Consider the following 23,857-nt stretch of genomic DNA (forward strand, 5'->3'; position numbering starts at 1 on the left):
CTACTGAGCTTTCAGCTTGGCTACGATATCTCGAATTTCATCCGGCGTATGTTCGCCTGCGAGCGGTGTGCCTGGCATGAGGTACTTACCCATATCCAGGCCGCCGATCAGTACGGGCTCGTAGCCGACGTCACGGATCAGTCGGGACGCCAGGGCGATGGCTGCGGCGTCGTCGCTGGCAATGGGCATTCCAACCTTGCCGGGTGTGTCGATGGCGGTGCCCATGCGCGCGGCGCCGATTGCGTTGAATGCGCGAACGATGCGCGCGCCCGGGAGCAACTTCGCCGAGGTGACGCCGGCGCCTTTTTCCCGGGCTTCGGTGGCGATGTCGCCGTCACGGGCGGGGAAGGGATTGCATGCATCGATCACGACCTTGCCTTTGAGTGCGGCGCCGAGGCTCTGGCCCAGGTCCGGCAGCGCTCCATAGGGAACGGCGATCAACACGGCATCGCCGAAAGCGAGCGCTTCGGCCGGCGTGCCGGCGCGAGCTTTCCCGCCGAGCTCGGCGGCGAATGCCTTGTCGCTCTCGAGATTGCGGGAGGAGAACATCACTTCGTGTCCGCTCCTGATCCAGCTGCGGCCGAGGGCGCTGCCGACTTTGCCGGAGCCGATGATGCCGATGGGAGCGCTCGTCGCGGTGGCCGCCAGGGCCGGGAAGTTTCTCGTTCCCAACAGAACGGCGCTGGCGGTTGCGAGCTTGATGAATTGCCGTCGATCTTTCATGACAGGCTCCTGGTTGGCGCGCGTTGCCGAAACACCATCCTAGCGCTGTCACTGGAGTGCCGGAAGACTAGCGCGGCGGTGGGTCCTCGGGATGCGGTTGAATTCCCGCCCATGTGTGCAGGTAATAGCTGGCGACTCGCAGCACGTCGATTGCGATCACCTGATCGATGGGCGGCACGCGCGACTGATCAGCGATCTGCTCCAGCTGCGGGATGAATGTTGTTCCGTCATGGCCCTGGAGAGTTCGGACCGCTTCCATCCAGGCCGAGAAGTCGAGAGAGATGTTCGCACCGGCGTCCGAGCGAGCCGGATCGTCGGGTATCAGCGTGCTCCTGGCGCGCACGGCCGCTGCAATATCGTCACCTTTTTGCCTGACGGTCAGTGCCAACTCAACGGGGGGGGCGGGGAAGTGCGGGAATGCGCGCAGCGTCTCCCGAGCGAGGTCGCGATCGGCACCGAGGATTGCATTCGTCATTTCCTGCTCGAAGTCAGGTCTGCCGCGAATCGCGGCGGCTGCTTCTCGCTGGCGTTCCTCTGCAATACCGTAGCGAGTGAAACGTAACCAGGCCGAGAGTGGCGCATCCTGCGCCAGCGCCCGATAGTCGGCGTCCAGCTGGGCTTGCTCTTCGTTTTCCAGTTCCTCGCGGGTGGGCACGGGAGCGGGTGGCGGCTCTTTCTGTATGCGATAACGGATCTGAAATCCGGCGTCCGCCGCGCTCGATGACTGGATCCAGTCGGTCCATGCCTGGTCCTGCTCGCCCGGCTTCGAGCCAAACGCGAGCGGGAACCGTATTTCCTGGCCTTTGCCGAACCGCGCACTCAGTTGCTTTTCCCGTGCACTGGTGTCCAATGTGAGTGTCGCGGGAATGATGAGCTGGCCATGCTCGGTTCTGGTTTGATCCAATTGCAGCGCGCTCCAGCCCTTGGAGTCGCCGCTCGGCATTTGCATGATCGTGACATAGGCATCCGAAGGATATTCGAGTGGCGGCATCGCAAAGCCGGCCGGCGCGCGCAGCTCGATGATCAGTTCCAGTCGATGTCCGTCCCATTTGGGCGGCAGATCGGCGAACAGCCAGGTCAGAGTCAGCGCGACTGATCCAGCGACCGCGATGATCGCGCTTGCTCGCCCCCACGCCTGCAGTATCGACGGCTCGGGGCTGAGCCGTGCGTAGATCAATCCGAAGATGACGCCGCAGACAAAAACGAGCAACGCAACGCCAACGGTGAAGAAACCCGCCGCGCCTTCTCGGGATGGGATGCGATACCACTCGACCGCCAGCAGGGCGATCGCGAATGCCACGATGAATCCCACCAGGCCGCAGAGCAATCCGACACCGATCGACGCCGGCCAATTCATACCGATCCTTTTTGTTAGAACTACAGCTATAGCACGGCCGGGGCGGCGCTTGCACGGGCAGGGGTGCGGGGCCGGGCCCGCTATCGTATTCTTGCAGGCCAGCCCACGCCCTCGTGGGTGCTTTTCGAGTCAAGGTGTGTTCGAGCGATGAAAGAACTCTGGCCGTCGTGGGGCCGGGAATGGCTGGGCGAGATCGTTCCTGTTTTCCAGGTGTTGTTGATTCTGCTGGTCGCGTTGCTGTTGCAGCGGCTGGCGCGGCGAGTGATACGTCGGCTGGGCGAGCACAATGTGCCGCCCGAGATTCTCACTATCGGCCGCCGGCTCTCGGGCTTCTTGATTTACGGTGCGGCGCTGCTGCTCATTCTGGAGCGAGTGGGAGTGTCCGCTTCGGTGCTGTGGGCGGCGCTCACTGGCTTCGCTGCCGTGGCCGCGGTGGCGTTCTTCGCCGTGTGGAGCGTGCTCTCCAATATTTTCTGCTCGGTGCTGATCTTCACGACCCGTCCGTTCCGGCTCTACGATCGCATCGAGGTGCTGGAGAACGGTGAGAAGGCGGGTTTGAAGGGACGCGTGGTCGATATCAACTTGATCTATACCACGCTGCAGGAAGAGGGCACCGCCGAGGGCGAGCCCGGCCCGACGCTGCAGATTCCCAATAGCCTGTTCTTCCAGCGCGCCGTGCGGCGCTTCCGGCCGGGCGGTTGATGCGGCTCACCGTCCCGCGCGCCCGCGTTGTTTCTCTTCGTACATCAACGCGGCGGCCTGGGCCAGAATTTCTTCCACCGAGAAGCCCGAACCTCTGAAACAAACGCGTGGGGCTTCCGCGATCTCGGCGATGGCGCCGGCCTGGCGAGTCGCGGCCGGTACGTACTAACCACGGTGCGTGCCGTTGATCGTGCATCGGCCACGGCCATTGCAACTAGACACACTGCAACGAATCTCCGATGATCCGACCGCACGTGGTCGATGCTTCGACAACGTGGACGGCAATAGCGAGTGTCACGATGAAGCGGCAGGAAGATCGCGCCGGCGCCAGCTCGACCCTCTCGGGCGGCGCGATGGGCGATGCGATCAACGCAAAAGACTGGACCGGCCATGCGCTGGGGACGATCGAGAAATGGCCGCTGAGTTTGCGAACCGCACTCGGCATTTGTCTCGGCTTCCCGGCACCCTCCTGCATCGTGTGGGGCGAGCGACGCTCGCAGCTTTATAACGACGCCTATTCCCAGGTGTCCGGCATTCGTCATGCCGACGCGCTCGGCGTGGACTTTGCTCACACCTGGGTGCACGCATGGTCCGCGATGCATGCTTGTTTCGAGCGTGCCGCTCGTGGCGAGCCGGCGCGGCTGGAGAGCCAGCAGGTGTCGTTCGAGCGCGACGGCGGCAGCGAGCCGGCGGCTGTGATGTTCTCATTCGTTCCAGTCGCCGATGACTCGGGCGGTATCGGTGGCGTATTGGTCACGTTGCTGGAGTCGGGGTCGGCGGAGCTGCGCGATGAATTGAGGCGAAGCAAGGCCGCTCTCGAGCAGCACGGACATGTGATCTCGCATGATTTCCGGGCGCCGCTGCGAATGCTCGAACAGATGTCGAAGATTCTGGTGGCCGATCATGCCGAGCATTTGCCGCCTCGCGCGACCAACCTTCTGAATCACGTTGCCAGCGGCGCGTCCAAGCTGGCGTCGCGGGCCGAAGTGCTGACGCGCTTCGATGTGCTCAGCGAGCATCCGCTGCATCGGCAGCAGGTCGATGTCACTGCGATGACCGGCAAGATCATCGCGGAGCTGAGTGCCGCGGCGCCGGATCGTCAGGTCGAGGTCGTCGTCGAAGAACTGCCCGAGGTACAGGCGGATTTCGAATTGTTACGTCTGGTGTGGCACAACTTGCTGGCGAACGCATTCAAATTCACGCGTCCGGTCGCGCAACCACGCATCGCCGTGAGCGGCAAGCGACAAGGCCATCACATCGTTTATTCCATCAAGGACAATGGCGTCGGTTTCGATCCGAAGTACGCACGCCGCCTGTTTGGATTGTTTCAGCGCATGCACACCGAGGATGAGTTCGAGGGATTGGGCATGGGCCTGGCCGTGGCCAGGCGTCTCGTCGAACGGCATGGCGGCACGATCTGGGCCGAGGCCGAGAAGGGGCAGGGCGCGGAGTTTCGTTTCACTCTCCCCGCATGATGGTGCCATGAGCGCGCATATTCTGATCATCGAAGACAATGAAATGAGCCTCGCGCTCGCCGAGTATCTGCTGCGTCAGGCGGGCTACACGGTCAGCAGCGCGACCGACGGTCGCAGTGGCGTGCACCGGGCATTGCAGAACGATGTGCACCTGATTCTTTGCGATCTGGATCTGCCGGTGATGGAAGGATCGCAAGTGGTGCAGGCACTGCGGGCGAACGGCGAATGGCGCAAGGTGCCCGTGCTCGCGTTTACCGCGGCGTCGATGAACGATGCGCAACGGCGGGCACTCGACGCCGACTTCGATGGGTGCGTTGCCAAGCCTGTCGATCCAACTGTTTTCGCCGCCAGCATCGATCCATTCCTGGCGCCCGAGCTGCGCGCTTCTCAAGGATAGAGTCACGTGAGTTCCACCGTTCATCCACCGGTCTTGCAGCGGCTGCGTCACTTGCTGGTGGCGTTGCTGTTGATGTTGCCGGGCGCCGCCGGCGCGCAGGACGCGGCACTCAATGTCGAAGTCATCGTCAGTCCGTCGCTGGCGAGAATGAAACTGGATCGCGACCTGCTGCGGGCGGTATTCACGATGCGCGTACGCGAATGGCCCGACGGCTCGCCGATCCGGGTGTTCGTGTTGCCCGATGACAATCCGCTCAGCGATCAGTTCTATCGGGAGCGACTCGGCATGTATTCCTATGTGTTGCGCCGGGCCTGGGATCGCATGGTCTTTACCGGTACCGGCTTTGCTCCGACCGTGGTGCGCTCGGAGGACGAGATGATGGAGCGGGTGCGTGCGACGCCCGGTGCGATCGGTTTCGTGCGCAAGCGCGAATCGTCATCGCAGAATCGTTTCGCGCCGCCCAGATGGCAAACCCTGCGGTTGATGACGAGCGCCGCCCCATGAGCAAGCAGGGTTTCGACGTGCGAGTGGCAGTTGCGCTGGCCGCGATTTTTTTCAGCGGCGCGGCGGGCGCGATCGACTATCAGGTCCACGGCTATGCCGCGCAAGGCTTTGTGCTCAGTCAGCACAATGATTTCTTTGGCGACAGCACCGATGGCAGCTTCAATTATTACGAGGCGGGCATCAATGCGGCCGTACAAGTGCAGCCGAATCTGTCGTTCGCGGTCCAGGCGGCGATTCGCGATGCCGGCATCAGCGACGATGGCTCGCCTCGTCTGGACTACGCGGTCGCGGACTATCGCGTGCTTTCGGATGCAACCGTTCAAGCGGGGTTCCGTGCCGGCAAAGTGAAGAACGCCGTGGGGTTCTACAACGAAACTCGTGACGTGGTCTTCACGCGGCCGAGCATCCTGCTGCCCTCGGTCTACAACGACAATCAAAACCAACGCAGCCTGGTTTTCACGTCACCCGGCGCGCAGATCTACGGCGGCAAGGTCGCCGGACAGCACGAGCTGACGTTCACTGGCACCATCAACGCCGAGCGGGACGTGCGCGAGAGCGATGAGCGGTTGCTGGTCATCCTGCCCATGCCGTTCGACCTGCGCATCGGCAACTCCTGGAACGTCCAGCTCATGGACTCGATCGACGGCGGCCGCTGGCAATTCGCCTATAGCTATTTCACCGGGCAGCTGCGCTTGAGCACCCCTCCGGAGTTCGCTTTGGCCGGACGCCTGGATGTGGATGCGCATGTTTTCTCGGCTCGCTACAACGCCGAGCGAGTGATTGTCACCGCCGAGTATGTGCTGACCGGCAACGACAATCGGCTGACACTGGGTGGCGCGCCGTATTTCCATTCCCGACTGGCCGCCGACAGCGGCTATTTGCAAGCGGAATATCGTGTGAGTTCCAAGTGGACCGCGCTGGCGCGCATCGACGGCACCTATCGCGATCGTCACGATCGCAGTGGCAGGGAGTTCGCGGCTGCCAATCCCGGCGTCGATCGCGGCACGCAGTTCGCCGAGGATTTCACCGTCGGCGTCAGTTGGCGACCCGATGAGCATTGGGGAGCATGGGCCGAGCATCATTGGATCAACGGTACGACGGCGCTGCAGTCGCTGGAGAATCCGCCGCCGGTGCGCCACCAACGCTGGTCCATGCTCATGCTGATGGTGGGCTACAAATTCTGAGCGGCATGAACCCAATGGCTCCGCCGCCTGCCACTGAAGCGTCCGGCCGCATGCGGCCGCGTTTGAGCTTGATGTGGAAAGCGTTGCTGCTGTTGATCATCCTGCTCGGCACGACTTATCCCTACCTCGGCTATCTCGGCTACAACAGCCTGCAGGAGCAGAACGAGCGCAACCGTCAGGAGGAAATGAATCGCTTCGGCATGTCGCTGGACGCGCTGCTCGAACGCTCCGGCGATGAGCTGACGCGTCTGGCCACCAACATGGCGGCGGTGACGAGCACGACTCAGTTGCAGTCGAGCGATCTGGTCGATCTGTCGCCGACCGTAGGTGCGCTGTCCGCGTTGACTCGCATCGAGTACTACACCGCGGAGGGCCAGCCGATTGCGCGGTGGACCAGCAGCGTCGGCGCTACGCTGCCTTTGAACATCGATGATGTCTTGCGCGATCTGCGATCCAATCATCGGCCGATGACCCGGCTGACTTGCGTGCGCGAATGTGTGTTGCATGCCTTCGTGCCGGCGTTCGATCGCGACGGGCGAGAGATCGCGATAATCGTGAGTCAGCTCGCCGCGGATCAGTTGCAAGGATTTCGGCGGGTCGCGGGCGCGGATGTGGCGTTGATGGAATCCGGCGATACCTCCAGTGATCAATCTTTGCCGCAGTTGTGGGGGCGGCACGTGCGCGTGCTCACCAACGCGCCCACGCTGGTGCCGGTCCTGAGCGAATTGAATTTTGAACGATCGCCGCCGCCTCTCAATGTTCGGGTGGCGAAACTCGCCGGCGAGCGCAGTTATCTGTTGCAAATACATACATTGCCGCCGCGCTTGGTGGGTAAGGATGGTGGGCCCGAGGCTTTGTTCATCGTCGACGACACGGCCGCGCAGGCACGCATTCTCGCTGACACGCGGAAAATGACGCTGGCGATCGCCGTCGGCCTCACTTTTTCATCGTTGGCGTTGCTGTTGGTCGCGTGGCCGGTGCTGCGCCGATTGGTTCGTGTGACGCGAGCGCTGCCCGTGGTCGCCGAGCAGAGGTTTGCGGAGGCGCGTGGCTTGTTGGGCGCGGACCGGATGGATTCGCGTTTCTCCGACGAGGTCGATGTGTTGCGCCATACGGCGGGGCTGCTGGCCACCAGGCTCGAACGACTGAATCAAGCCGAGTCTGCGAGCGCGGCGAAGTCGAGCTTCCTCGCGACCATGAGTCACGAGATTCGCACGCCTCTCAATGCCATCATCGGCGCGACCAGTCTGCTCAAGGACACCAAGCTGGACGAACGGCAGCGCGAATATGTCGAGATGGCGCGCTTGAGCAGCGGCGTGCTGCTCGACTTGATCAACGACATTCTGGACTTCTCCAAGATCGAAGCGGGCCGGCTGGATCTGGAGCAGCAGGCCTTCAATCTGCGGGTGTGTGTCGAGGAGTCGCTGGATCTGCTGGCCAATCGGGCGCAGGAGAAGGGGCTGGAGCTGGCTTACAACTACGATCCGCAGCTGCCGAACTATTTCATCGGCGACACGGCGCGCATCCGCCAGATTCTGGTCAACTTGCTGTCGAATGCAGTGAAGTTCACCGCGCATGGCGAAGTGGTCGTCGAGATCTCCGGCGTGCGTGAGAAGAACGAGCGATACACAGTGCGGCTCGCGATCCGGGACACCGGCATCGGCATTCCGCCGGAGCGTCATCATCGATTGTTCGAAGTGTTCAGTCAGGTCGACGTGTCCACGACTCGGGTGTATGGCGGCACGGGCCTGGGGCTCGCGATCTGTAAACGTCTGGCCGAAGCCATGAGCGGTGACATCCGGGTGGATAGCATCGTCGGTGCCGGGTCGACCTTCACAGTGACTCTGCCGCTCGAAGCTGCGTCCGCGGATCTCATGCCGACGCGACCCGGCGTGATGGACCCTGCTCAATTGACCGGGCGACACGTACTCATCGTCGAGGAGAACGAGACGACTCGCGGTGTGTTGCGACAGTACTGCGATTCCTGGGGCATGACGGTCATGGATACGCCGTCGCCCACCCGGGCGCTGGACTTTGTTCGCGCTGGCCAGCAGTTCGATGTGGCGCTCATCGACTACTCCTTGACGCCCATGAATGGCGCAGCTCTGGTCAACGAAATCGCCACGTTGGGGGGCACGCGGTCGATGAAGGTTCTGATACTGGCGAGTCACGGCCCCGCCCATGAAGCCGCGCGCGCGGCGGGACCGAATGTTCAGGGCGTGTTGACCAAGCCGCTGCATCAGTCTCATCTTTTCGATGCGCTCGCGGCGGTGCTGACAGGCTCAACCGACGGCCTGCCGGATCAACGCAACTTTCAATGGGTCCACGGCCATTCGCAGCTGCAGTCGCCGTTGCGCATCCTGCTGGCCGAGGACAATGTTGTAAATCAACGGATGGCGCAGCTGCTGCTGGAGCGGCTCGCGCAAACAGCGGACATCGTGTCGAACGGCATCGAGGCGGTCGAGGCCGCGATCCGCTTGCCGTATGACCTCATCCTCATGGATGTTTTGATGCCGGAGCTGGATGGTCTGGATGCGACTCGCCAGATTCGCGAACGACTGCCGAAGGAACGACAGCCGCGCATCGTCGCGATGACGGCCAACGCGTTGACCGGCGATCGAGAGTTGTGTCTTGCCGCGGGTATGGACGATTACATCAGCAAGCCCGTGCAGCTCGACGAACTCGCCAGGGTGCTGTTACGTCAGCAGGTGCATGTGGAAGCGGCGGCTGCGGCCGCCCCAAGCGTTATGTCGGAGGCGGAGTTCCGGCAGGAGGCCATCGATCAACTCGTCTCGGCTGCCAGTGCGAAAGGCGCGGCGATGATATTGGGGACAATGGTCGACAGCACTCCTCGACTGCTGGAGGGGCTGCAGCGATCGCTGGCTGCGGGCGATGCGAAGGAGTTCAGACGCAGCGCTCACAGTCTCAAGGCCAACGCCGCCACCGTTGGTGCCGATGCGTTGGCGGCGCTGTTCCAGGAATTGGAGAATCTGGGGGCCGCCGGCGATTTATCGACTGTGGGCGACAAAGCCTCGCTGGCCGAACGCAGCTACCGCAGTTTGGTTGCGTCGATAGACGATCTACGCAGAAAGCTCGGCTGAGCCGGCAGTCGTCGTCATGGGCCGAGTTTCGTCGTCAACTGCGGCGGGCTGAGAATCGTCACGCCGAATTTCCGAGCACGCTTGGCCAGATCCAGCACGGCGCGGTCCTTGCTGACGATGGCGTCCGCGTGATGATGGTAGGCGAGGGCGATGAAGTGGTCGTCATCGCAGTCCTTGCAGCGAGGAAAGCCCGGGGGCATACCGAGATCCTGCATCGTCACGCCGTCCGGTAACGACACGATACGAACGCGAGATTCGTAGTCTTCCAACACAACGCCTTGCTCGCGCTCCGCGAGCTTGAACTGCGGGTACGTGAGCACGCGTCGCAGCTCATCCAGCGCTGGTATGTGAGTGATGAGCTCCAGGCGTCGCTCCTCCCAAGCGCGCTGTAGCTCGGACAGGCGAGAGTCTTTGAAGACGAGCCAGTCGAGGACGATATTGGTATCGAGCACCAGCTTCATGCGATCAGCGGCGTGACTTCTTTTTCGCGGCGGGCTTGGCCGCGTCGGCTGGATTGCCGAGTTCTTCATTGAATGCAACGGCCGCGCGCAGACGTAGGCATCGGGATTCGCCGCGGAACCTGATTTCTTCAATCACCATGACGATGCTCCGCCCGAAAGGGCATGGCTCCTCGGGTGCGTCTTACGGACGATTCGATGCGGTCGCCGACTCAAGATACTTCCGCGCGTCCTCATCACTCCCACCGTGCCTATAAGGAGATTGCAATGATAGCCAGGCGACTCGCGTTGGCGTTGATTCTCTTGCCGGCGCTTGCCTCCGCTGGCGAGCCGGCAGACAGCGTAGCAGACATTTCCGCCCACGACGCCGCTGGGCTCGAGTTCTTTCGCGGTCCGCTGGATTTCCTGAAGGCGCGCCAGCTGTTCGAGCGCGAGACCTTTGGCGGCAACGGTCGCACTTGTCTCACCTGTCACAGCCGCGAAACGGGCACGGTGTCGCCGGCGGATGCGCGCAAGCGCTATGCTCACAATCGCAAGGACCCGCTGTTCCTCGCGGACGGCAGCGATGACGGCGCGGGTCATGGGACGAAGCGCATGCTCGACGATGCAACGTTCCTGGTGCGCATCCCGCTGCCGGACAATGTTCGTCTGGCCAACGATCCCAAGGCTCGCAGTGTCGTGGTGAGGCGCGGCGCTGCGTCGACGTTGAATACGCCGGCGCTCGATCCGGTGCTGATGCAAGACGGCCGGCAGCCCGATCTGGTCGCGCAAGCTCGCGGTGCCATTTTCGATCACGCGCAAGTGCGTCGCGAGCCGAAGCAGCGCGACCTGGAGTTGATCGCCGCGTATCAGCACACGCCTCAGTTCTTCAGTTCGATGACGATGTTCAAGTACGCCTACTTCGGCACCACGCCGCAGCTGCCGGCCGCTCGCACAGCGTCGGAAGTTCGCGGTCGCCGCTTCTTTCTCGACGTGCCGCTGGAAGGCGATTTCAAAGCGGGCCTGTGCGCCAACTGTCACAGCGGCCCGATGCTCAACGAGACCAACGAGTTCGGCCCGTTCCCGCCGTTCGCACGCGGCGGCCGCTTCCAGACGGTCGGCGTGTCCGAGATGAATGTCGCCGGCAATCCGGTCTACGACTTCGTATTCACGAATCCCGATGGTACGACCACTACCGTGTCGAGCCCCGACCCGGGCCGCGCACTGATCAACGGTTCGACAGACTTCGAAAGTCTGAACGCTTTCAAGATTCCGTCGTTGTGGGGTGTGTCGCGCACGGCTCCGTACTTCCACGACAACTCAGCGAAGACGCTCGAGGAAGTCATGCAGCAGTACGCCCGCTTCTTCGGCGTGCTGGGCCTGACGCTCACCGAGCAGGATCAGAAGGATCTGGTGGCGTATATGAAGTTGATGCAATAGGCGGAACAGGCTGGAACAAATGCCGGCAGTGGCCCGTCGTTTCAGACGGGCCTTTTCAGCAGGGGTGTGGCCATGAAGATCACCGTCTGTGAGCTGCCGGACCGGCGCAAATCGTTCGATACCGCGTGGGTCGATCTCGTCGAGCACGTGCGCGGCGAGAACAGCGATCTGGTCGTGCTGCCTGACATGCCGTTCAGTGCCTGGTTTGCGGGCTCCGATCGATTCGATCGCAGCGTGTGGGCGGCGGCCGTGCATGCCCACGATGAATGGGAACATCGGCTGCGCGAGATGAGTCCCGCGATCGTGCTGGCGTCCCGCCCGGTCGATTTTGGCAACGAGCGATACGACGAAGGGTTTCTGTGGGAGGAGCCGCTGGGCCTATTGTCGGTGCACGCCAAATCATTTCTTCCCGACACCAAAGGGGCGCGCGAAGGCTCCTGGTACGACAGCGCGACCGCCGAGTTTATTCCGCTGGAAGTGCGTGGGCTGCGCATCGCCATGCTGATCGGCAGCGAGATGTGGGCGCCGAGAGGCTATGACGCTGAGACGGTCGATGTGCTCGCCATCCCGCGCGCGGGAGATATGGTGGAGCAGGGTGATTGCATCGAGCGAGCGTGCTCGTTGGCTCAGCGCACGCATGCATTTGCAGTGTCGTCGAATCGCTCAGGGACCTTCGGCGGTCGGGCGTGGATCATTTCACCGGAAGGTCAGGTGCTCGGCACCACGAGCGCCGACCAGCCATTTCTGTCCATGGAAGTGGCGCTCCATGCAACGCCGGGCGAATGCCGTCACTTCGACGTGTTTGCTCACTGATTCAGACGACCAGCCGAGCGCAGCACGAGCCAGCCCGCGGTGGAACAGGTTGCCATGACGAAGGCCATGGGCAGTGGGCCGGTCAGATCGAGCACACCGACCAGCGCCGCTGCGATGGAGCCCATTCCCAGTTGCAGAAAACCCAGCAACGAAGAGGCGCTGCCGATGTTCTTGGTGAAAGGCTTCAGTGCCAGCGCGGCTGCATTCGGATAGGTGATGCCGGCACAGTGCAGGAACACGAACAGTAGGGCCACCGTCGCCCACTTGCCGAGATCCAGCGTCAGCGCCAGCACCAGAAACGTCACGCCACCGATGACCTGAAGTGACAAGGCGCGGCGAAACACTTGCTCGCTGGCGAGATATCTCAACAGCAGATGATTCAATTGGCCGCCGAGAATCATGCCGCCGGCCAGGATGGCGAAGATCGCGCCGAAACCGCCCGGCCCGACACCGAAGCCGTCCATGAAGACCGCCGGCGAGCCGGAGACGAAGACGAACAATCCCGCGAAGGACAATGAGCCGGCGAGCGTATAGGTCCTGAACTGCGGCTGCGCGAGCGCATCGCCGAACGTTCTGAGAATCGGTGCGAGCCGCAAGCTCACGGACGGATCGGGTGAATAGGTGCGAGGGATGACGAATATCACCAGCGCGAGATTGAAGATCGCGAGCACCGCCAAAGCAGCGAAGATCACACGCCAGCCCGCGACGGTCGCGATCAAACTGCCTATGCTCGGCGCGAGCAGCGGCGACACGCTCAGCACGAGCATGAGCGTTGCGAAGGCGCGAGCTGCCTTTTCGGCGGGCACATGATCTCGCACCAGAGCAATGGCGCCGACCGACGCGGCACTGCCGCCCAGCGCCGAAATGAATCGAAACACCAGCAGCCCTTCGAAAGATTTCGTGGTCATGCAGCCCAACGTGGCGAGCACATAGATCGCCAGGCCACCGTAGATCGGGCGCTGCCGGCCGAAGCGATCGAGCAGCGGGCCGTAAATCACCTGACCCAGCGCAAAGCCGATGAAATACACGGACACGCTGAGCGACATGCGCGACACGGCCACGCCCAGATCGGCTGCGATCTGCGGGAACGCCGGCAGATACAGGTCGATGGTGAACGGTGTCAGCGCATTCAAGAAGCCGAGCACCACGATCAGGAACACAGGATGTCTTTGCATGCCGGAACAATGACGTCGGGGCGCCCCGCCGTCGGACGTATGCTGGAAAATGAAAAAGGGGAGCAGCGCCGGGCGGATTCCCCGGGGCTGGTGAGGCGGAGTATAAAGAGATCCCAGGCGTCCCGTCAGCAACAGATTGAGGAGGGCGAGCGACGATGATCCGATACTCTCCCGCCCGGCCGCTGGACGTTGCGATCGACTGCATCTGGCTGAGCCAGCGTCGCCAGCACTGCGCGAGTCTCGAGCACATGCTGCCGTCGGGCAAGGCGCAGCTCGTGATTCCCTTGCATGATTCTGCCATTCAGTGGGCCGCGCCCGAGAGCAAGGAGCTGTGGCATTCCTGGACTCGTGGCGTGATTCATGGCCCGCAGTCCCGCTACTACATGGCCGGGCCGAAGCCGCCGGGTGTCATTGTCGGCGCATCATTTCGGGTTGGTATGGCCGCTGAGATTCTCGGTGTGCCGCTGGATGAATTGCGCGATCGTCATGTTTCCATCGAGGAGCTGTGGGGCTATCGCGGACTCGATCTCCACGATCGGCTGGCTGCGATTCGCGAGCCGATGGATGTTTGCCGCGCGCTGGAAGCTGAGTTGATCGCGAGGATCCGGCGACCGTTGTTGATTCATCCCGCCATTGCGTACGCCTTGCATGCCGGTTCCGTATCGGCGCGCGTGGATCAGATTCAACAGCGCACCGGCTACAGCCCGCGGCATTTCATCGATTTGTTTCATTCGACGGTCGGGCTCACGCCGAAGCATTTCTATCGGGTCCAGCGTTTTTCCACTGCGCTCACTCAGCTGGCGCGTGGCGGCGGCAGGCTCGCCGACGTGGCATCGGCGGCGGGGTATGCGGATCAGGCGCATTTTTCCCGAGAATTCCGTGAGCTCGCGGGCGTCGCGCCGTCGGCTTATTGCCCGCCGGCCCCGAATAGCGAGCATCACCACGTAGTCGGCTCAGGTAAAAAAGCTTCAAGACTCGTGCGCCGCCCGGCGTGACACTATGCTCCTTCCTCGCGGACCAGGAGCAACCATGAGCGAGCAGACCATTCACGAGGTGTACGCATACCTGCGGCTGCACGACACCAAAGCTGCCATCGATTTCTACACGCGCGCGTTCGGCGCCAAGGAATTATTCCGGCTGGTGGAGCCCAGCGGCCGGGTCGGTCATGCCGAGCTGAAGATCGGGCCGGCAACCCTCATGCTGTCCGATGAGTATCCGGAGTACGGCATTCAGGGACCGCGGACGATTGGCGGCACCAGCGTGTCGATTCATATTCACGCCAGCGATGTGGATCGGTTGTTCGAGCAAGCGGTCGCGGCCGGCGCCACCGTCGTGCGTCCGTTACAGAATCAGTTTTATGGCGAGCGTTCCGGCACCGTACGGGACCCCTTTGGTCACGAATGGCTCCTCGGCGGCCACATCGAAGACGTGACCGTCGAGGAGATGCAGCGGCGTTATACCGCGCTGTTCAGTGAGGCTTAGTCGGCGACGACCAGCGTCACGTCGATGTTGCCGCGGGTGGCATTCGAGTAAGGGCACACGATGTGCGCTTTCTCGACCAGTTTCTGCACCTGTTCCTTGGGCAGACCGGGGGCCTTGATGGTCAGCTGGGCTTCGATGCCGAAGCCGGTCGGGATGGCGCCGATGCCGACACGGCCGGTCACGGTGGTGTCCGCCGGCAGCGCGACTTTTTCCTTACCGGCCACGAACTTCAGCGCGCCCAGGAAACATGCCGAGTAACCGGCGGCGAACAGCTGTTCCGGATTGGTGCCCGGGCCGCCGGCGCCACCCAGCTCGCGCGGCGTGGACAGCTGAATATCGAGGACATTGTCCGAAGACCTGGCGCGGCCGTCGCGACCTCCATTGGCGGTGGCCTGGGCGGTGTATAGAACTTTCTCGATCGACATGTCGGGCTCCTTGGCTGGTGGGGTGTTGTGCGTCAGTGGGGGGAACTTTACGCGTGCCCATCGGACTCCAGGTCGCCTAAAATCCTGAAAACTTGATCGGGAATCCTGAAATGGTCGATCGCCTGGAGTCTTTACTCTCGCACTTCGCGGTGCATGCCCACATGTTCCACTCTGGAGCGCTCTGCGGACTGAACGAAGTGCCGACCTTGCCCGGCACGGGGCAGCTGCATCTCATCAAGCTGGGGCCGGTCGAGGTAACGCATGAGGGCGAGAGTCCGCTGCATGTTGTCGAGCCCAGTCTGCTGTTGTATCCGCGGCCACTGAAACATCGCTTCCTGACGGATGCCAAGCGCGGCGCCGACCTCGCATGCGCGAATCTTCACTTCGACGGCGGCGTCGCGAATCCAATCGCCGCCGCGTTGCCTGCTGCGGTCTGCGTGCCGCTTGCAGAGATCTACGGCGCGGACGGCGTGCTCGAACTGTTATTCGATGAAGCCTTCAATCAGCGCTGCGGACGACAGGCGCTCGTGAATCGCTTGTTCGAAGTGGTGCTGATCCAAGTGCTGCGTTATTTGATGGAAAGCGGGCAGATTCGCAGCGGCATGCTCGCGGGTATGGGACATCCGAAACTTCGAAACGCGTTGGTCGCCATGCACGAGCAGCCCGCGAACGAATGGTCGTTGGAACAGCTGGCGGATGAGGCCGGCATGTCTCGCAGCGTGTTCGCGAATGCGTTTCGCGAGACTGTCGGGCTCACGCCTGGTGCTTATCTCCAGAGCTGGCGCGTGACGCTTGCCCAGCAGGCACTCCGCCAAGGTCGCTCGCTCAAGATGATTGCGGTGGAAGTGGGCTACGGCAGCGAGGCCGCGTTGTCCCGCGCATTCAAAGTTCAAAGCGGGCTGTCGCCGCGCGAATGGAAACAAGCGCAGACGAACACTTGATACAAAAGAAAGGGCCCCGCCTTGCGACGGGGCCCGATCTGGTTCGCCCTAAACGTTTCTTACTGCGCGATCGTGTAAGCCAGTTCCGCCGGGATCAGCAGTTGCTGGCCCACCGTCAGCGTCGGACGGCCGAGGTAGTCCCACAGCGCGGTCGCTGCTTCGCTACGGTTCGTGCCATACAGCGCCAACGTGATGCTCTGCCACGTGTCACCGGTCTGCACGACGTAGTTCGTCGGCGTCGGCGGCGTCACGGTCAGCGTCGTCGGCAGCGGCTGCAGGTGCAGGCCCGTCGTCAACGTCACATTCGACATCGCAGTCTGCAGCGCCGAGGCGGCAGGCACCGAGTCGATGCCGTACAGCGTGTTGGCGAGCGACTGCCACGTCGCACCGGCCGGCACGGAGTAGTACGGCACAGAGGTGGAGCGAGCGCCGTAGATCGAACGACGGACGCCGTCGGCCTGGATCCACAGCACCGTCGCGTTGGCGTTGCCGTCCATCGCGGCAACCGTCACCGTCGCGGCTTCAGCGCGATTCTCGATGTTGACCGCCGCGCCCCACACGCCGTTGGCGTAGCGGGCGGCATAGAGCTGACCGTTAGCCTGCGGCCAGGCGACGATGCCCTTGCCGTTGACGAAGGCCACCGTCGTCTCGATGTCGATGTTGACGGCTTCGCTGCTGTTTTCCAGCGCCACAGCGCTACCCCAGGTGTTGGTAGACGCAGTGTAGTGACGTGCGTACTGCGACGGACCCGTGCTGTCAGTCTCGACCCAGGTGGCGAGTGCATCGCCGTTGGTGTCGACCGAGACTTCAGCCGTGGTGCCAGCGCCGCCGCCGACGTTCAGCTGAATCTGCGGGCCCCACGTGCCGGTGGTCACATCGTAACGACGCGCGTACGCGCCGCCACCACGCCACACGGCAATGGCATTGCCGGCTGTATCCATGCTGATGCGGGCATGACGATCGCCCACGCCGTTGATGTTGAGCGGAACCACCGCGCCGAACGCCTGCGTGGTGTTGTCCCAGCGGCGCGCGTTGATGCGGAATCCTGTCGCCGCATCGCGCTGACGCCACACGAGGATCGCGTTGCCGTTGTCATCGACCTGCACTTCGGGGTGGTCGCCCACGCCGTAGTCATTGCCAGTGTCGACACGCTGCGGGGCGGCCCAGGTGCCGGCCACGAGGCGCGACATATACAGGTGCATCGCCGTGCCATCGGACTGCAGCCACGCGATCACCGCGTGTGCGCCCCTTCGCGCGCTGGCGGTCTGCTCCGACGAATCGGTGACTGCCAGATTGCTGGTCTCGAGCAGCTGCGGCACGCTCCAGGTGTTGGTGCTGGCCGTCAAGCTGGTGACATACATGGAGACCGCCACGCCATCGCTCTGCGAGAACGAGACGAAGGCGTCGCCCGTCACGCGATCGACGGTGACCTTCGGCGAGTACGCCGGCGTGGTGCCGATATCGACCGCCGTAGCCGTCGACCACTGACCGTTGCTGATCGTGTACCGGCTCACATAGATGTTGCCTGCCTGCAGCCACGTGGCGACGCCATTGCCGGCGTTGTCGAAGGCGACGCGCGGGTTGAACGCTTCGTTCGGATCCGTCTCCAGCAACACCTGCGTGGACCAGTTGGTCAGCGGCGTGGTCAGCACGCTGTTGTTGAGCTGGTGATAGGTGGTCGATGTGGTGTTGACGCGAGTCCAATCCAGCGGCGCGCGGAAGTTGGCCGACTCGGTGTAGACGAAGGAGCTCGGCACGACGAGGTGCGCACCCGTGGTCAGCGTGGTGGTGCCCACCAGCTGCTGCAAGCGGGCGATGGCGGCCGCATCGGTCACGCCGTACACGCGCTGAGCGACATGCGCCCAGGTGTCCGTCGAGAGCACGGTGTAGTAGCCCGGGATCGGCGTCGTCACAGTCAGCGTCGCCGGGAAGCCGCTCAGGATGGCGCCGGTGGTCAACGCGCCGCCGCCCATCGCGGTCTGCAACGCGGTGCCCGCTTCGGCATTGTTCACGCCGTACAGCGAGTTGGCGATCGACTGCCAGGTCGCGCCAGCCGGCACGATGAAGTTGGCGGTCTGGTACATCGCCTGGTAGATGGAGCGCTGTGCGCCATCGGCCTGCTGCCACAACACGGCGGCATTGCCCGCGGCGTTGATGGCGGAGGTCAGCTCGTTACCCGCTTCGGCGCGATTCTCGAGCAGAGTCATCGGACCCCACACGCCGTTGTTCATCTTCGAGGCGTAGACGTCGTTGGCGCTGCTGATCCAGGCCACGACCGCTTCGTTGCCGCTCATGGAGGCGGTGATGAAGGTGTCGGGATTGACCGGCACGGTGCTGGTTTCCACCAGCTCGGCATTGCCCCAGGTGTGGGTGGTCGCGCTGTAACGGCGCGCGTAGATCGACGGAATGGAGCTGGCGTTTTCGATCCAGGCCACCAGCGCGTTACCGGCGGCGTCCACCGACAGCTCGGCATCCACGGTGCCGCCGACGCCGGCGCTGAGGTCGGTCTGCGCGGTCCAAGTGCCCGTCGCCGCGTCGTAGTAACGGAAGAACACACCGCCGTTACGCCACACCAGGAAGACGTTGCCAGAGGGGTCGATGCCCAAGCGATGCTGACGCTCGCCATTGCCGTTCATCGGCATCACAGGACCCAGCGTCTGTGTGGCGTTGTCCCAGCGACGCGTATTGATGCGATAGCCCGTCACCGGATCGTTCTGACGCCAGGCGACCGTCACGTTGCCGCTCGAATCGACGACGACATCGGGATGCAGGGCCGGGTTGGTGCCGGTGTCGATCAGGAGCGGGGCGCTCCACACGCCGCTTTCCAGGCGCGACAGATAGACATTGACGTTCGTGCCGTCCGACTGACGCCATGCCGCGGCGGCGCGCGAGCCATTGACGTGCAGGTTCGAGTTCTCGGCGGCGCCGTCGACCGCGTTGTTCGAGTTCTCCAGAACCTGCGGCGCGCTCCAGGCGCCGGTCGACGCGGTGTAGCGAGTTGCGTAGATGGACTCGGCGACGCCGTCGCTCTGGGTGAAGGTCACGATGGCATTGCCGGTCGTGCGATCGATGGACAGGCGCGGCTGATGAGCCTGGTCGATGCCTTCATCGATGACCACCGGAGCGGACCAGCTGGCGGTGCTCGCGGTGTAGCGGCTCACATAGATATCGCCGAGCGCCCACACTGCGAGGCCGTTGCCGGCTGCGTCGAAGGCGACGCGCGGGCTGTTCGCGCCGTCGCGGACTTCATAGCGGGTCTCGTTTTCCATCAACGCGGTCGGGCGCCAGCCGCTGGTGCCCAGCGCGGCGGCGTTGATGTTGTACGTGTCGGTGCGAGTGGTCGTCAGCACGGACGAGTTCGCGGTGGCAGTGGCTGGATCGCCGATCGCCTGGTTCACCGGCGGCGGCGTGGTCGTGCCGGTCGAGCCGCCCGGAGTGGTGGTGCCCGAGCCGCCAGTCGAAGGACCGGGATTCGCGTTGCCGCCGCTCGAGCCCGTGCCGGAGGAGCCGGAAGAACCCGAAGGCAGAGCATTCTGCGTGACGCCCGGACCGCCACCGCAACCCGTCAGCACCGCCAACACCGAAAGACTCAGTACGGTGTGCCCGATTCCGCCAATGACCCGTGCCATGTTTGGTCCTTATTTCTGATTTCGTTTGCCACCCGTGACCGACTTCAGTCACGGGAATCGTTTCTAACACTAGTTTCGTTTGCGACGTCGCGTTCGATGTTCGGATGAACGATTGTTAATCCTGCCGGCACTCGCTCGAGCTCATGTGTCCGATTCTTTTACACATTTGCGCCCGTTTTCCCGGTGCCGCCGACCAACGTTCGCCGCGTCTGCGTGGATCCATCGGAGCACACTACGAAGCGGCGGAAAATGGATGGAAGTCACAAAGCGACCGGGCGAGCTGTAAGCGTTGCTGACACTCGCGTCAAAGTGACGGGAAACTTTCCAACTCGATCCGAGTCCGCGCCGGCGACTGTTCTCAATTTCGACACTCGTGTGCATCCGCCCCGTGACGCGCTGGAGCGAGGGCCGCGCCTGTGTCAGGAATCTTTACGTCACGGATTTCGACGCTGTGGACGCAAATCGAATCGAACTCACCGTCCGATTGGATTCACCAGCTCGAGGACGGCACATCGTCGCGGGTGGCCTCAGAGCGTCGCGCCACCCATTCGCTGAACCCGCTTACGTCAACTCCGTCGATGGTCGTGTTTTTGTTGGCGGCAACCCAGGAGCGCATTGCCTGCAGCAGCTTCGCTGCCTGGCCTTTGTTGAGCGCGTACAGGCGCAGATAGTTGAAGCGCGCCTGGTCGAGACGATTCAAGCCCAGCAATGCCTGGCCTTGATATTCGATGGCGTACGGATAGTCGGGATAGATCTTCAGCGCCTGCTGATACGCCGCGAGCGACCTGGTGTAGTCGCCCAACTTGCGATTGGCATAGCCGAGATAGGTGTAGGCCTCGTGCATCGACGCATCGAGGTGCACGGCCTCTTCGAAATGGCCCAACGATTCTTTGTACGCGGCATTCGCGGCTCGCCGTGCCTCGGCCTTTTCTTTCGCGTCGCTGCTGGCTTCGGCGAGTGCGAACGAATGATCGCCGCGTTGGATGGCGGCGTAGCCCTGGTTGTACGCGTCGATTGCGCCCAGCTCCGAAATCGTCGGCGGTGTAGCGGAGGGCGACGGTGGGCGATGAGCGCCGGGACCGTCCGCATGAGCGGTCACTGCTGTGGAGAGAATCCACAGCAGTGCCGCAAGTGATCGATGCAGTCGCATGCTCGCCTCAGAAACGCGAAGCCGTGAGCGTCACATCTGCATTGGCCCAGGCTTTCTTGAAATCGGCCTCGATGAGTTTGGCCTGATCCGGCTTGTTCTGCGCCTGCAATGCCTTGCTCAAGCCGAACAGCGACCAGCCGTTGTTCGGATTGCGACGCAGATCTTCCCAATACACCGCTTCGGCTTCGGCGGGACGGCCCGCGTCGAGCAGCACGGCGCCGAGCACATGACGTACCGGCTGATGCCAATCGTCGGGTTCGGTGTAGACCAGGTTGTCGTGATAGCGCACGGCGCGATCCAGATGCGCGATGGCGACGTCGTAGTTGCCTTGCGCGGCGGCGAACTCGCCATCGAGTACTTCCACCGCGACCCGCAATACCGAGTCGGCGAGATTGAGCGACATCGACGACGGCGTTTCGATCAGCTTCGGATCTTTCTGGATCTGACGCACGGCCTCGATCTCTTTCTGCGCGGCGCCGAAGTCTTTCTTGCGAATGAAGGCCATGCCACGAGCATAGTGACGCACGCCGCGAGTGAAGAGCGTGTCCGCACGAGGCATGGGCGCGGCGAGAATCTCATCCCACTTGCCGAAGCGAACCAGCGCGTAGTCCGGCACGAGCACGAAGCTTTGCAGGATGGGCAGCTCTTTCAGTGCCGCCGCCGGAATTGCGTCCGCGGTTTTGTAGGCTGCGTCGATCGCCGCCTTGCTTTGCCCCGCCATGCTGGCCGCGAACCACAGGAAGTGCACGTTGTGAGGATAGTAGCCAAGCGGGTACAGGCCCTGGGCGCGGCACTGAGTGATGTAATCCTCATCGGCGAGGATGGCCATCTGATTGGCTTTCATCGCGTCTTCGTAGCGACCTACGCGTTGATAGATGTGTCCCGGCATATGCACGAGATGACCGGCCGCCGGGGCGAGAGGTAACAGCCGATCCGCTGCGGCTTCGGCTCTTTCCGGGGTATTGCTCGCTTCCCACAGATGGATCCAGTAGTGCAGCGCGCCCGGATGATCCGGGTTCTTCGCGAGCACGCGGTCGAGCGCCTTGATGATGTCCTGGGTTTGATCATAAGGGCGTCCGTCGCGAGTCCAGTAATTCCACGGGCGCAGATCCATCACCGATTCGGCGTACAGCGTGGCGGCGTCGAGATCGTCCGGATAGGTTTCCTGCAGGATGCGCATCGCGCCGGCATAGGCCTGATCCGCGGCGGCACGATCTTCGGGTTTGCCGGTGAAGCGCAGGGCGAGCGCATCGATGTAGTCCCGCTCGCGTTGACTCACTTTGCCCTTGAGCGATTGGGCCTTGTGTATGAACGCGAGCGCCTTCGGCTCTTCCTCGGGGCCCATCGCCGCGTTGATGTTCGGGCCGAGCACCAGCGCCTGGCCCCAGTAGGCCATGGCGGCATTCGAATCGAGTCGCGCCGCTTCCGCGAAGGCGCGGCCGGCTTCGGCGTGATTGAAACCGTAGGTGAGATTCAATCCCTGATTGATGAAGCGCTGCGCCTGTTCGGATTGGGTCGTGACGGGAAACGTATGCTTGCCGACGTTCTGCAGCCGCGGCGCGATGGCGCCGGAGGGCGAGGTCGAGTCGAAGGATTCGGGTTCCTGATAGTGCTTATGCACCGGCACTTGGGCTTGCGCGGCGGTGCCGGCCAGCCAGAGTGAGCCGGCCAATGCAATGCAGATCTCGATGCGCATGGCAGTCTCCCCACATCGTTGTTGCTCCAGATCGCGATAGTGCGCCTCGGACGTGAGTTTGAGGTGATTCGTCGCGTGAAAAATGCGTGAATCCCCCGTACAGTCGCCCTGGCAACCAACGGGATCGAATCATGAACGATTGGAAACTTCCTTGGGACGGCGGCTGCCGCTGCGGACAGGTCCGCTTCCGAGTCACCGCCGCGCCACTGCTGACGATGGCATGTCATTGCAAGGGCTGTCAGCGCATGAGCGCGAGCGCTTATTCGCTGAGCGCGGCGATTCCCACCGACGGCTTCGCCGTCACTCGAGGCGAGCCTGTGATCGGCGGCTTGCACGGCGCCACGCGTCACTACTTCTGTCCTCACTGCAAGAGCTGGATGTTCACGCGGCCGGAAGGATTGGATCACTTCGTCAACGTGCGTCCGACTTTGCTAGATGACGCGTCGTGGGTCGCGCCTTTCATCGAGACATGGACTCAAACGCGGTTGCCTGCCGTGAACACCGGTGCCGCACACAGCTACGAAGGATTCCCGCCGTTTGAGGACTACCCGAAGCTGGTGGAGGAATATGCGAAGCGTGGGCCGCGACCGGGGTGACGATCAGTCCATCGCCCGCGTCGAGACTTTCTCTCCTTCACGCGGTGCCGGTTCGCGATCGAATCCCAGCACGGACGGGGCTTGGGCGAAGTCCAGGCGCTGCAATGGCAGTCGGGATGCACCGGTATCCAGCGTGATGCCGGTGTCGGATTGAGATGGAAGTTCGAGCGCCGCGGCCAGTGAAGCCTCGTCGTCGATGGACAATCTGTCCAGCGCCCATTGCAGATCCGTGCCACGCAACTCGCCAGGTCCGTGCTCGGTGACGAGTACGAGTGAGCCTGCCTCATCCATATGAGCCTCGCGCAACTGTTCGACCGCGAGGCCGGTATGAGTGATGAGATGTTGGTCATCGTCTGACACGAACAGGATCAGCGGCGTCGATTCCAGCTGCATGTAGCCCCGCTGCGGCCCGTTCTGGAAATACCAGCGACCGAACTCGTCCGCCGCGTAGTTGCGATTGATGACTTCGACGATGCGGGGATGGCTGATGGTCTCGCCTTGCACGAGCCAGCGGCCGCGCCGGTCCAGGCTCAGCCAGCCAAACAGGGCCGGCACGTTCGGCCAGCGTTTCAATGCGTTGAGGACCCATTCATCCATGGCATGAGTGTGCCGTCAGTGGCTGACGGGCTC

General features: G+C 62.9%; 22 protein-coding genes. 12 read left to right on the plus strand and 10 right to left on the minus strand.

Annotated features, from left to right (window positions below; all coding sequences use genetic code 11):
- Both EKO19_RS13025 and EKO19_RS13030 read right to left on the minus strand, forming a co-directional pair.
- Positions 1 to 723, minus strand: a complete 723-nt coding sequence (locus EKO19_RS13025; protein WP_129776828.1) for an NADPH-dependent F420 reductase — start codon at positions 721 to 723, stop codon at positions 1 to 3.
- 67 nt (positions 724 to 790) lie between these two features.
- Positions 791 to 2,080, minus strand: a complete 1,290-nt coding sequence (locus tag EKO19_RS13030) for an ABC-2 transporter permease (RefSeq protein ID WP_129776829.1) — start codon at positions 2,078 to 2,080, stop codon at positions 791 to 793.
- 147 nt (positions 2,081 to 2,227) lie between these two features.
- On the opposite strand from EKO19_RS13030, the gene EKO19_RS13035 reads away from it, so the two are divergent.
- The 6 genes from EKO19_RS13035 to EKO19_RS13060 all read left to right on the plus strand — a co-directional run bounded on the left by EKO19_RS13035 (position 2,228) and on the right by EKO19_RS13060 (position 9,443).
- Positions 2,228 to 2,782 (plus strand): mechanosensitive ion channel family protein, encoded by a 555-nt coding sequence (locus tag EKO19_RS13035; protein ID WP_129776830.1) that lies wholly within the window; start codon positions 2,228 to 2,230, stop codon positions 2,780 to 2,782.
- 239 nt (positions 2,783 to 3,021) lie between these two features.
- Positions 3,022 to 4,257, plus strand: coding sequence for a sensor histidine kinase (locus EKO19_RS13040; protein WP_129776831.1), 1,236 nt, complete (start codon positions 3,022 to 3,024; stop codon positions 4,255 to 4,257).
- A gap of 7 nt (positions 4,258 to 4,264) precedes the next feature.
- Complete coding sequence (locus tag EKO19_RS13045; RefSeq protein WP_157995238.1) at positions 4,265 to 4,654, plus strand: response regulator; 390 nt, start codon at positions 4,265 to 4,267, stop codon at positions 4,652 to 4,654.
- A 6-nt stretch (positions 4,655 to 4,660) separates the two neighbouring features.
- Positions 4,661 to 5,158: a type 2 periplasmic-binding domain-containing protein gene (locus EKO19_RS13050; RefSeq protein ID WP_175597043.1), complete on the plus strand. Its 498-nt coding sequence runs from the start codon at positions 4,661 to 4,663 to the stop codon at positions 5,156 to 5,158.
- Complete coding sequence (locus EKO19_RS13055) at positions 5,155 to 6,342, plus strand: TonB-dependent receptor (protein WP_129776833.1); 1,188 nt, start codon at positions 5,155 to 5,157, stop codon at positions 6,340 to 6,342. Before EKO19_RS13050 ends, EKO19_RS13055 begins: the two co-directional genes overlap by 4 nt.
- Before the next feature lie 14 nt (positions 6,343 to 6,356).
- Complete coding sequence (locus EKO19_RS13060) at positions 6,357 to 9,443, plus strand: hybrid sensor histidine kinase/response regulator (RefSeq protein WP_175597044.1); 3,087 nt, start codon at positions 6,357 to 6,359, stop codon at positions 9,441 to 9,443.
- A 14-nt stretch (positions 9,444 to 9,457) separates the two neighbouring features.
- Here EKO19_RS13060 and EKO19_RS13065 read toward each other — a convergent pair whose 3' ends face one another.
- Together EKO19_RS13065 and EKO19_RS39490 are read right to left on the minus strand one after the other, a co-directional pair.
- Positions 9,458 to 9,904, minus strand: coding sequence for a putative toxin-antitoxin system toxin component, PIN family (locus EKO19_RS13065; RefSeq protein WP_157995239.1), 447 nt, complete (start codon positions 9,902 to 9,904; stop codon positions 9,458 to 9,460).
- Between the two features lie 4 nt (positions 9,905 to 9,908).
- Positions 9,909 to 10,043 (minus strand): hypothetical protein, encoded by a 135-nt coding sequence (locus tag EKO19_RS39490; protein WP_281281054.1) that lies wholly within the window; start codon positions 10,041 to 10,043, stop codon positions 9,909 to 9,911.
- 125 nt (positions 10,044 to 10,168) lie between these two features.
- Between EKO19_RS39490 and EKO19_RS13070 the strand changes: the two genes are divergently transcribed.
- Positions 10,169 to 11,320 (plus strand): hypothetical protein, encoded by a 1,152-nt coding sequence (locus EKO19_RS13070; protein WP_157995240.1) that lies wholly within the window; start codon positions 10,169 to 10,171, stop codon positions 11,318 to 11,320.
- 72 nt (positions 11,321 to 11,392) lie between these two features.
- Entirely contained in the window at positions 11,393 to 12,133 is a 741-nt protein-coding gene (locus EKO19_RS13075) for a carbon-nitrogen hydrolase family protein (protein ID WP_129776837.1), read from the plus strand.
- Here EKO19_RS13075 and EKO19_RS13080 read toward each other — a convergent pair.
- Positions 12,127 to 13,308, minus strand: coding sequence for a multidrug effflux MFS transporter (locus EKO19_RS13080; RefSeq protein ID WP_129776838.1), 1,182 nt, complete (start codon positions 13,306 to 13,308; stop codon positions 12,127 to 12,129). The genes EKO19_RS13075 and EKO19_RS13080 overlap by 7 nt on opposite strands.
- Positions 13,309 to 13,463: 155 nt before the next feature.
- Here EKO19_RS13080 and EKO19_RS13085 point away from each other — a divergent pair, with 155 nt between their 5' ends.
- Together EKO19_RS13085 and EKO19_RS13090 are read left to right on the plus strand one after the other, a co-directional pair.
- Positions 13,464 to 14,303, plus strand: coding sequence for a helix-turn-helix transcriptional regulator (locus EKO19_RS13085; RefSeq protein ID WP_129776839.1), 840 nt, complete (start codon positions 13,464 to 13,466; stop codon positions 14,301 to 14,303).
- A gap of 34 nt (positions 14,304 to 14,337) precedes the next feature.
- Positions 14,338 to 14,790, plus strand: a complete 453-nt coding sequence (locus EKO19_RS13090) for a VOC family protein (protein WP_129776840.1) — start codon at positions 14,338 to 14,340, stop codon at positions 14,788 to 14,790.
- Here EKO19_RS13090 and EKO19_RS13095 read toward each other — a convergent pair.
- On the minus strand, positions 14,787 to 15,215 hold the full coding sequence (locus EKO19_RS13095; RefSeq protein ID WP_129776841.1) for an organic hydroperoxide resistance protein: 429 nt from the start codon (positions 15,213 to 15,215) through the stop codon (positions 14,787 to 14,789). The two genes, EKO19_RS13090 and EKO19_RS13095, sit on opposite strands and share 4 nt — an antisense overlap.
- 110 nt (positions 15,216 to 15,325) lie before the next feature.
- Here EKO19_RS13095 and EKO19_RS13100 point away from each other — a divergent pair, with 110 nt between their 5' ends.
- Positions 15,326 to 16,156 (plus strand): AraC family transcriptional regulator, encoded by an 831-nt coding sequence (locus EKO19_RS13100; protein ID WP_129776842.1) that lies wholly within the window; start codon positions 15,326 to 15,328, stop codon positions 16,154 to 16,156.
- Positions 16,157 to 16,215: 59 nt separating this feature from the next.
- On the opposite strand, the gene EKO19_RS13105 is transcribed toward EKO19_RS13100, so the two are convergent.
- The 3 genes from EKO19_RS13105 to EKO19_RS13115 all read right to left on the minus strand — a co-directional run bounded on the left by EKO19_RS13105 (position 16,216) and on the right by EKO19_RS13115 (position 22,631).
- Positions 16,216 to 19,785: a hypothetical protein gene (locus EKO19_RS13105; RefSeq protein WP_129776843.1), complete on the minus strand. Its 3,570-nt coding sequence runs from the start codon at positions 19,783 to 19,785 to the stop codon at positions 16,216 to 16,218.
- Between the two features lie 490 nt (positions 19,786 to 20,275).
- Complete coding sequence (locus EKO19_RS13110; protein ID WP_129776844.1) at positions 20,276 to 20,935, minus strand: tetratricopeptide repeat protein; 660 nt, start codon at positions 20,933 to 20,935, stop codon at positions 20,276 to 20,278.
- 7 nt (positions 20,936 to 20,942) lie between these two features.
- The gene (locus tag EKO19_RS13115) at positions 20,943 to 22,631 is read right to left on the minus strand and encodes a hypothetical protein (protein WP_129776845.1); all 1,689 of its coding nucleotides are present in this window, start codon (positions 22,629 to 22,631) and stop codon (positions 20,943 to 20,945) included.
- 131 nt (positions 22,632 to 22,762) lie between these two features.
- Here EKO19_RS13115 and EKO19_RS13120 point away from each other — a divergent pair, with 131 nt between their 5' ends.
- Entirely contained in the window at positions 22,763 to 23,227 is a 465-nt protein-coding gene (locus EKO19_RS13120) for a GFA family protein (RefSeq protein ID WP_129776846.1), read from the plus strand.
- Between the two features lie 3 nt (positions 23,228 to 23,230).
- Here the strand turns inward: EKO19_RS13120 and EKO19_RS13125 are convergent, their stop codons facing one another.
- On the minus strand, positions 23,231 to 23,824 hold the full coding sequence (locus EKO19_RS13125) for a DUF2946 family protein (RefSeq protein ID WP_129776847.1): 594 nt from the start codon (positions 23,822 to 23,824) through the stop codon (positions 23,231 to 23,233).
- Positions 23,825 to 23,857: the final 33 nt, after the last annotated feature.

Origin of the sequence: Peristeroidobacter soli (assembly GCF_004138485.1) — a bacterium.
Taxonomy (GTDB): Bacteria; Pseudomonadota; Gammaproteobacteria; order Steroidobacterales; family Steroidobacteraceae; genus Steroidobacter; species Steroidobacter soli.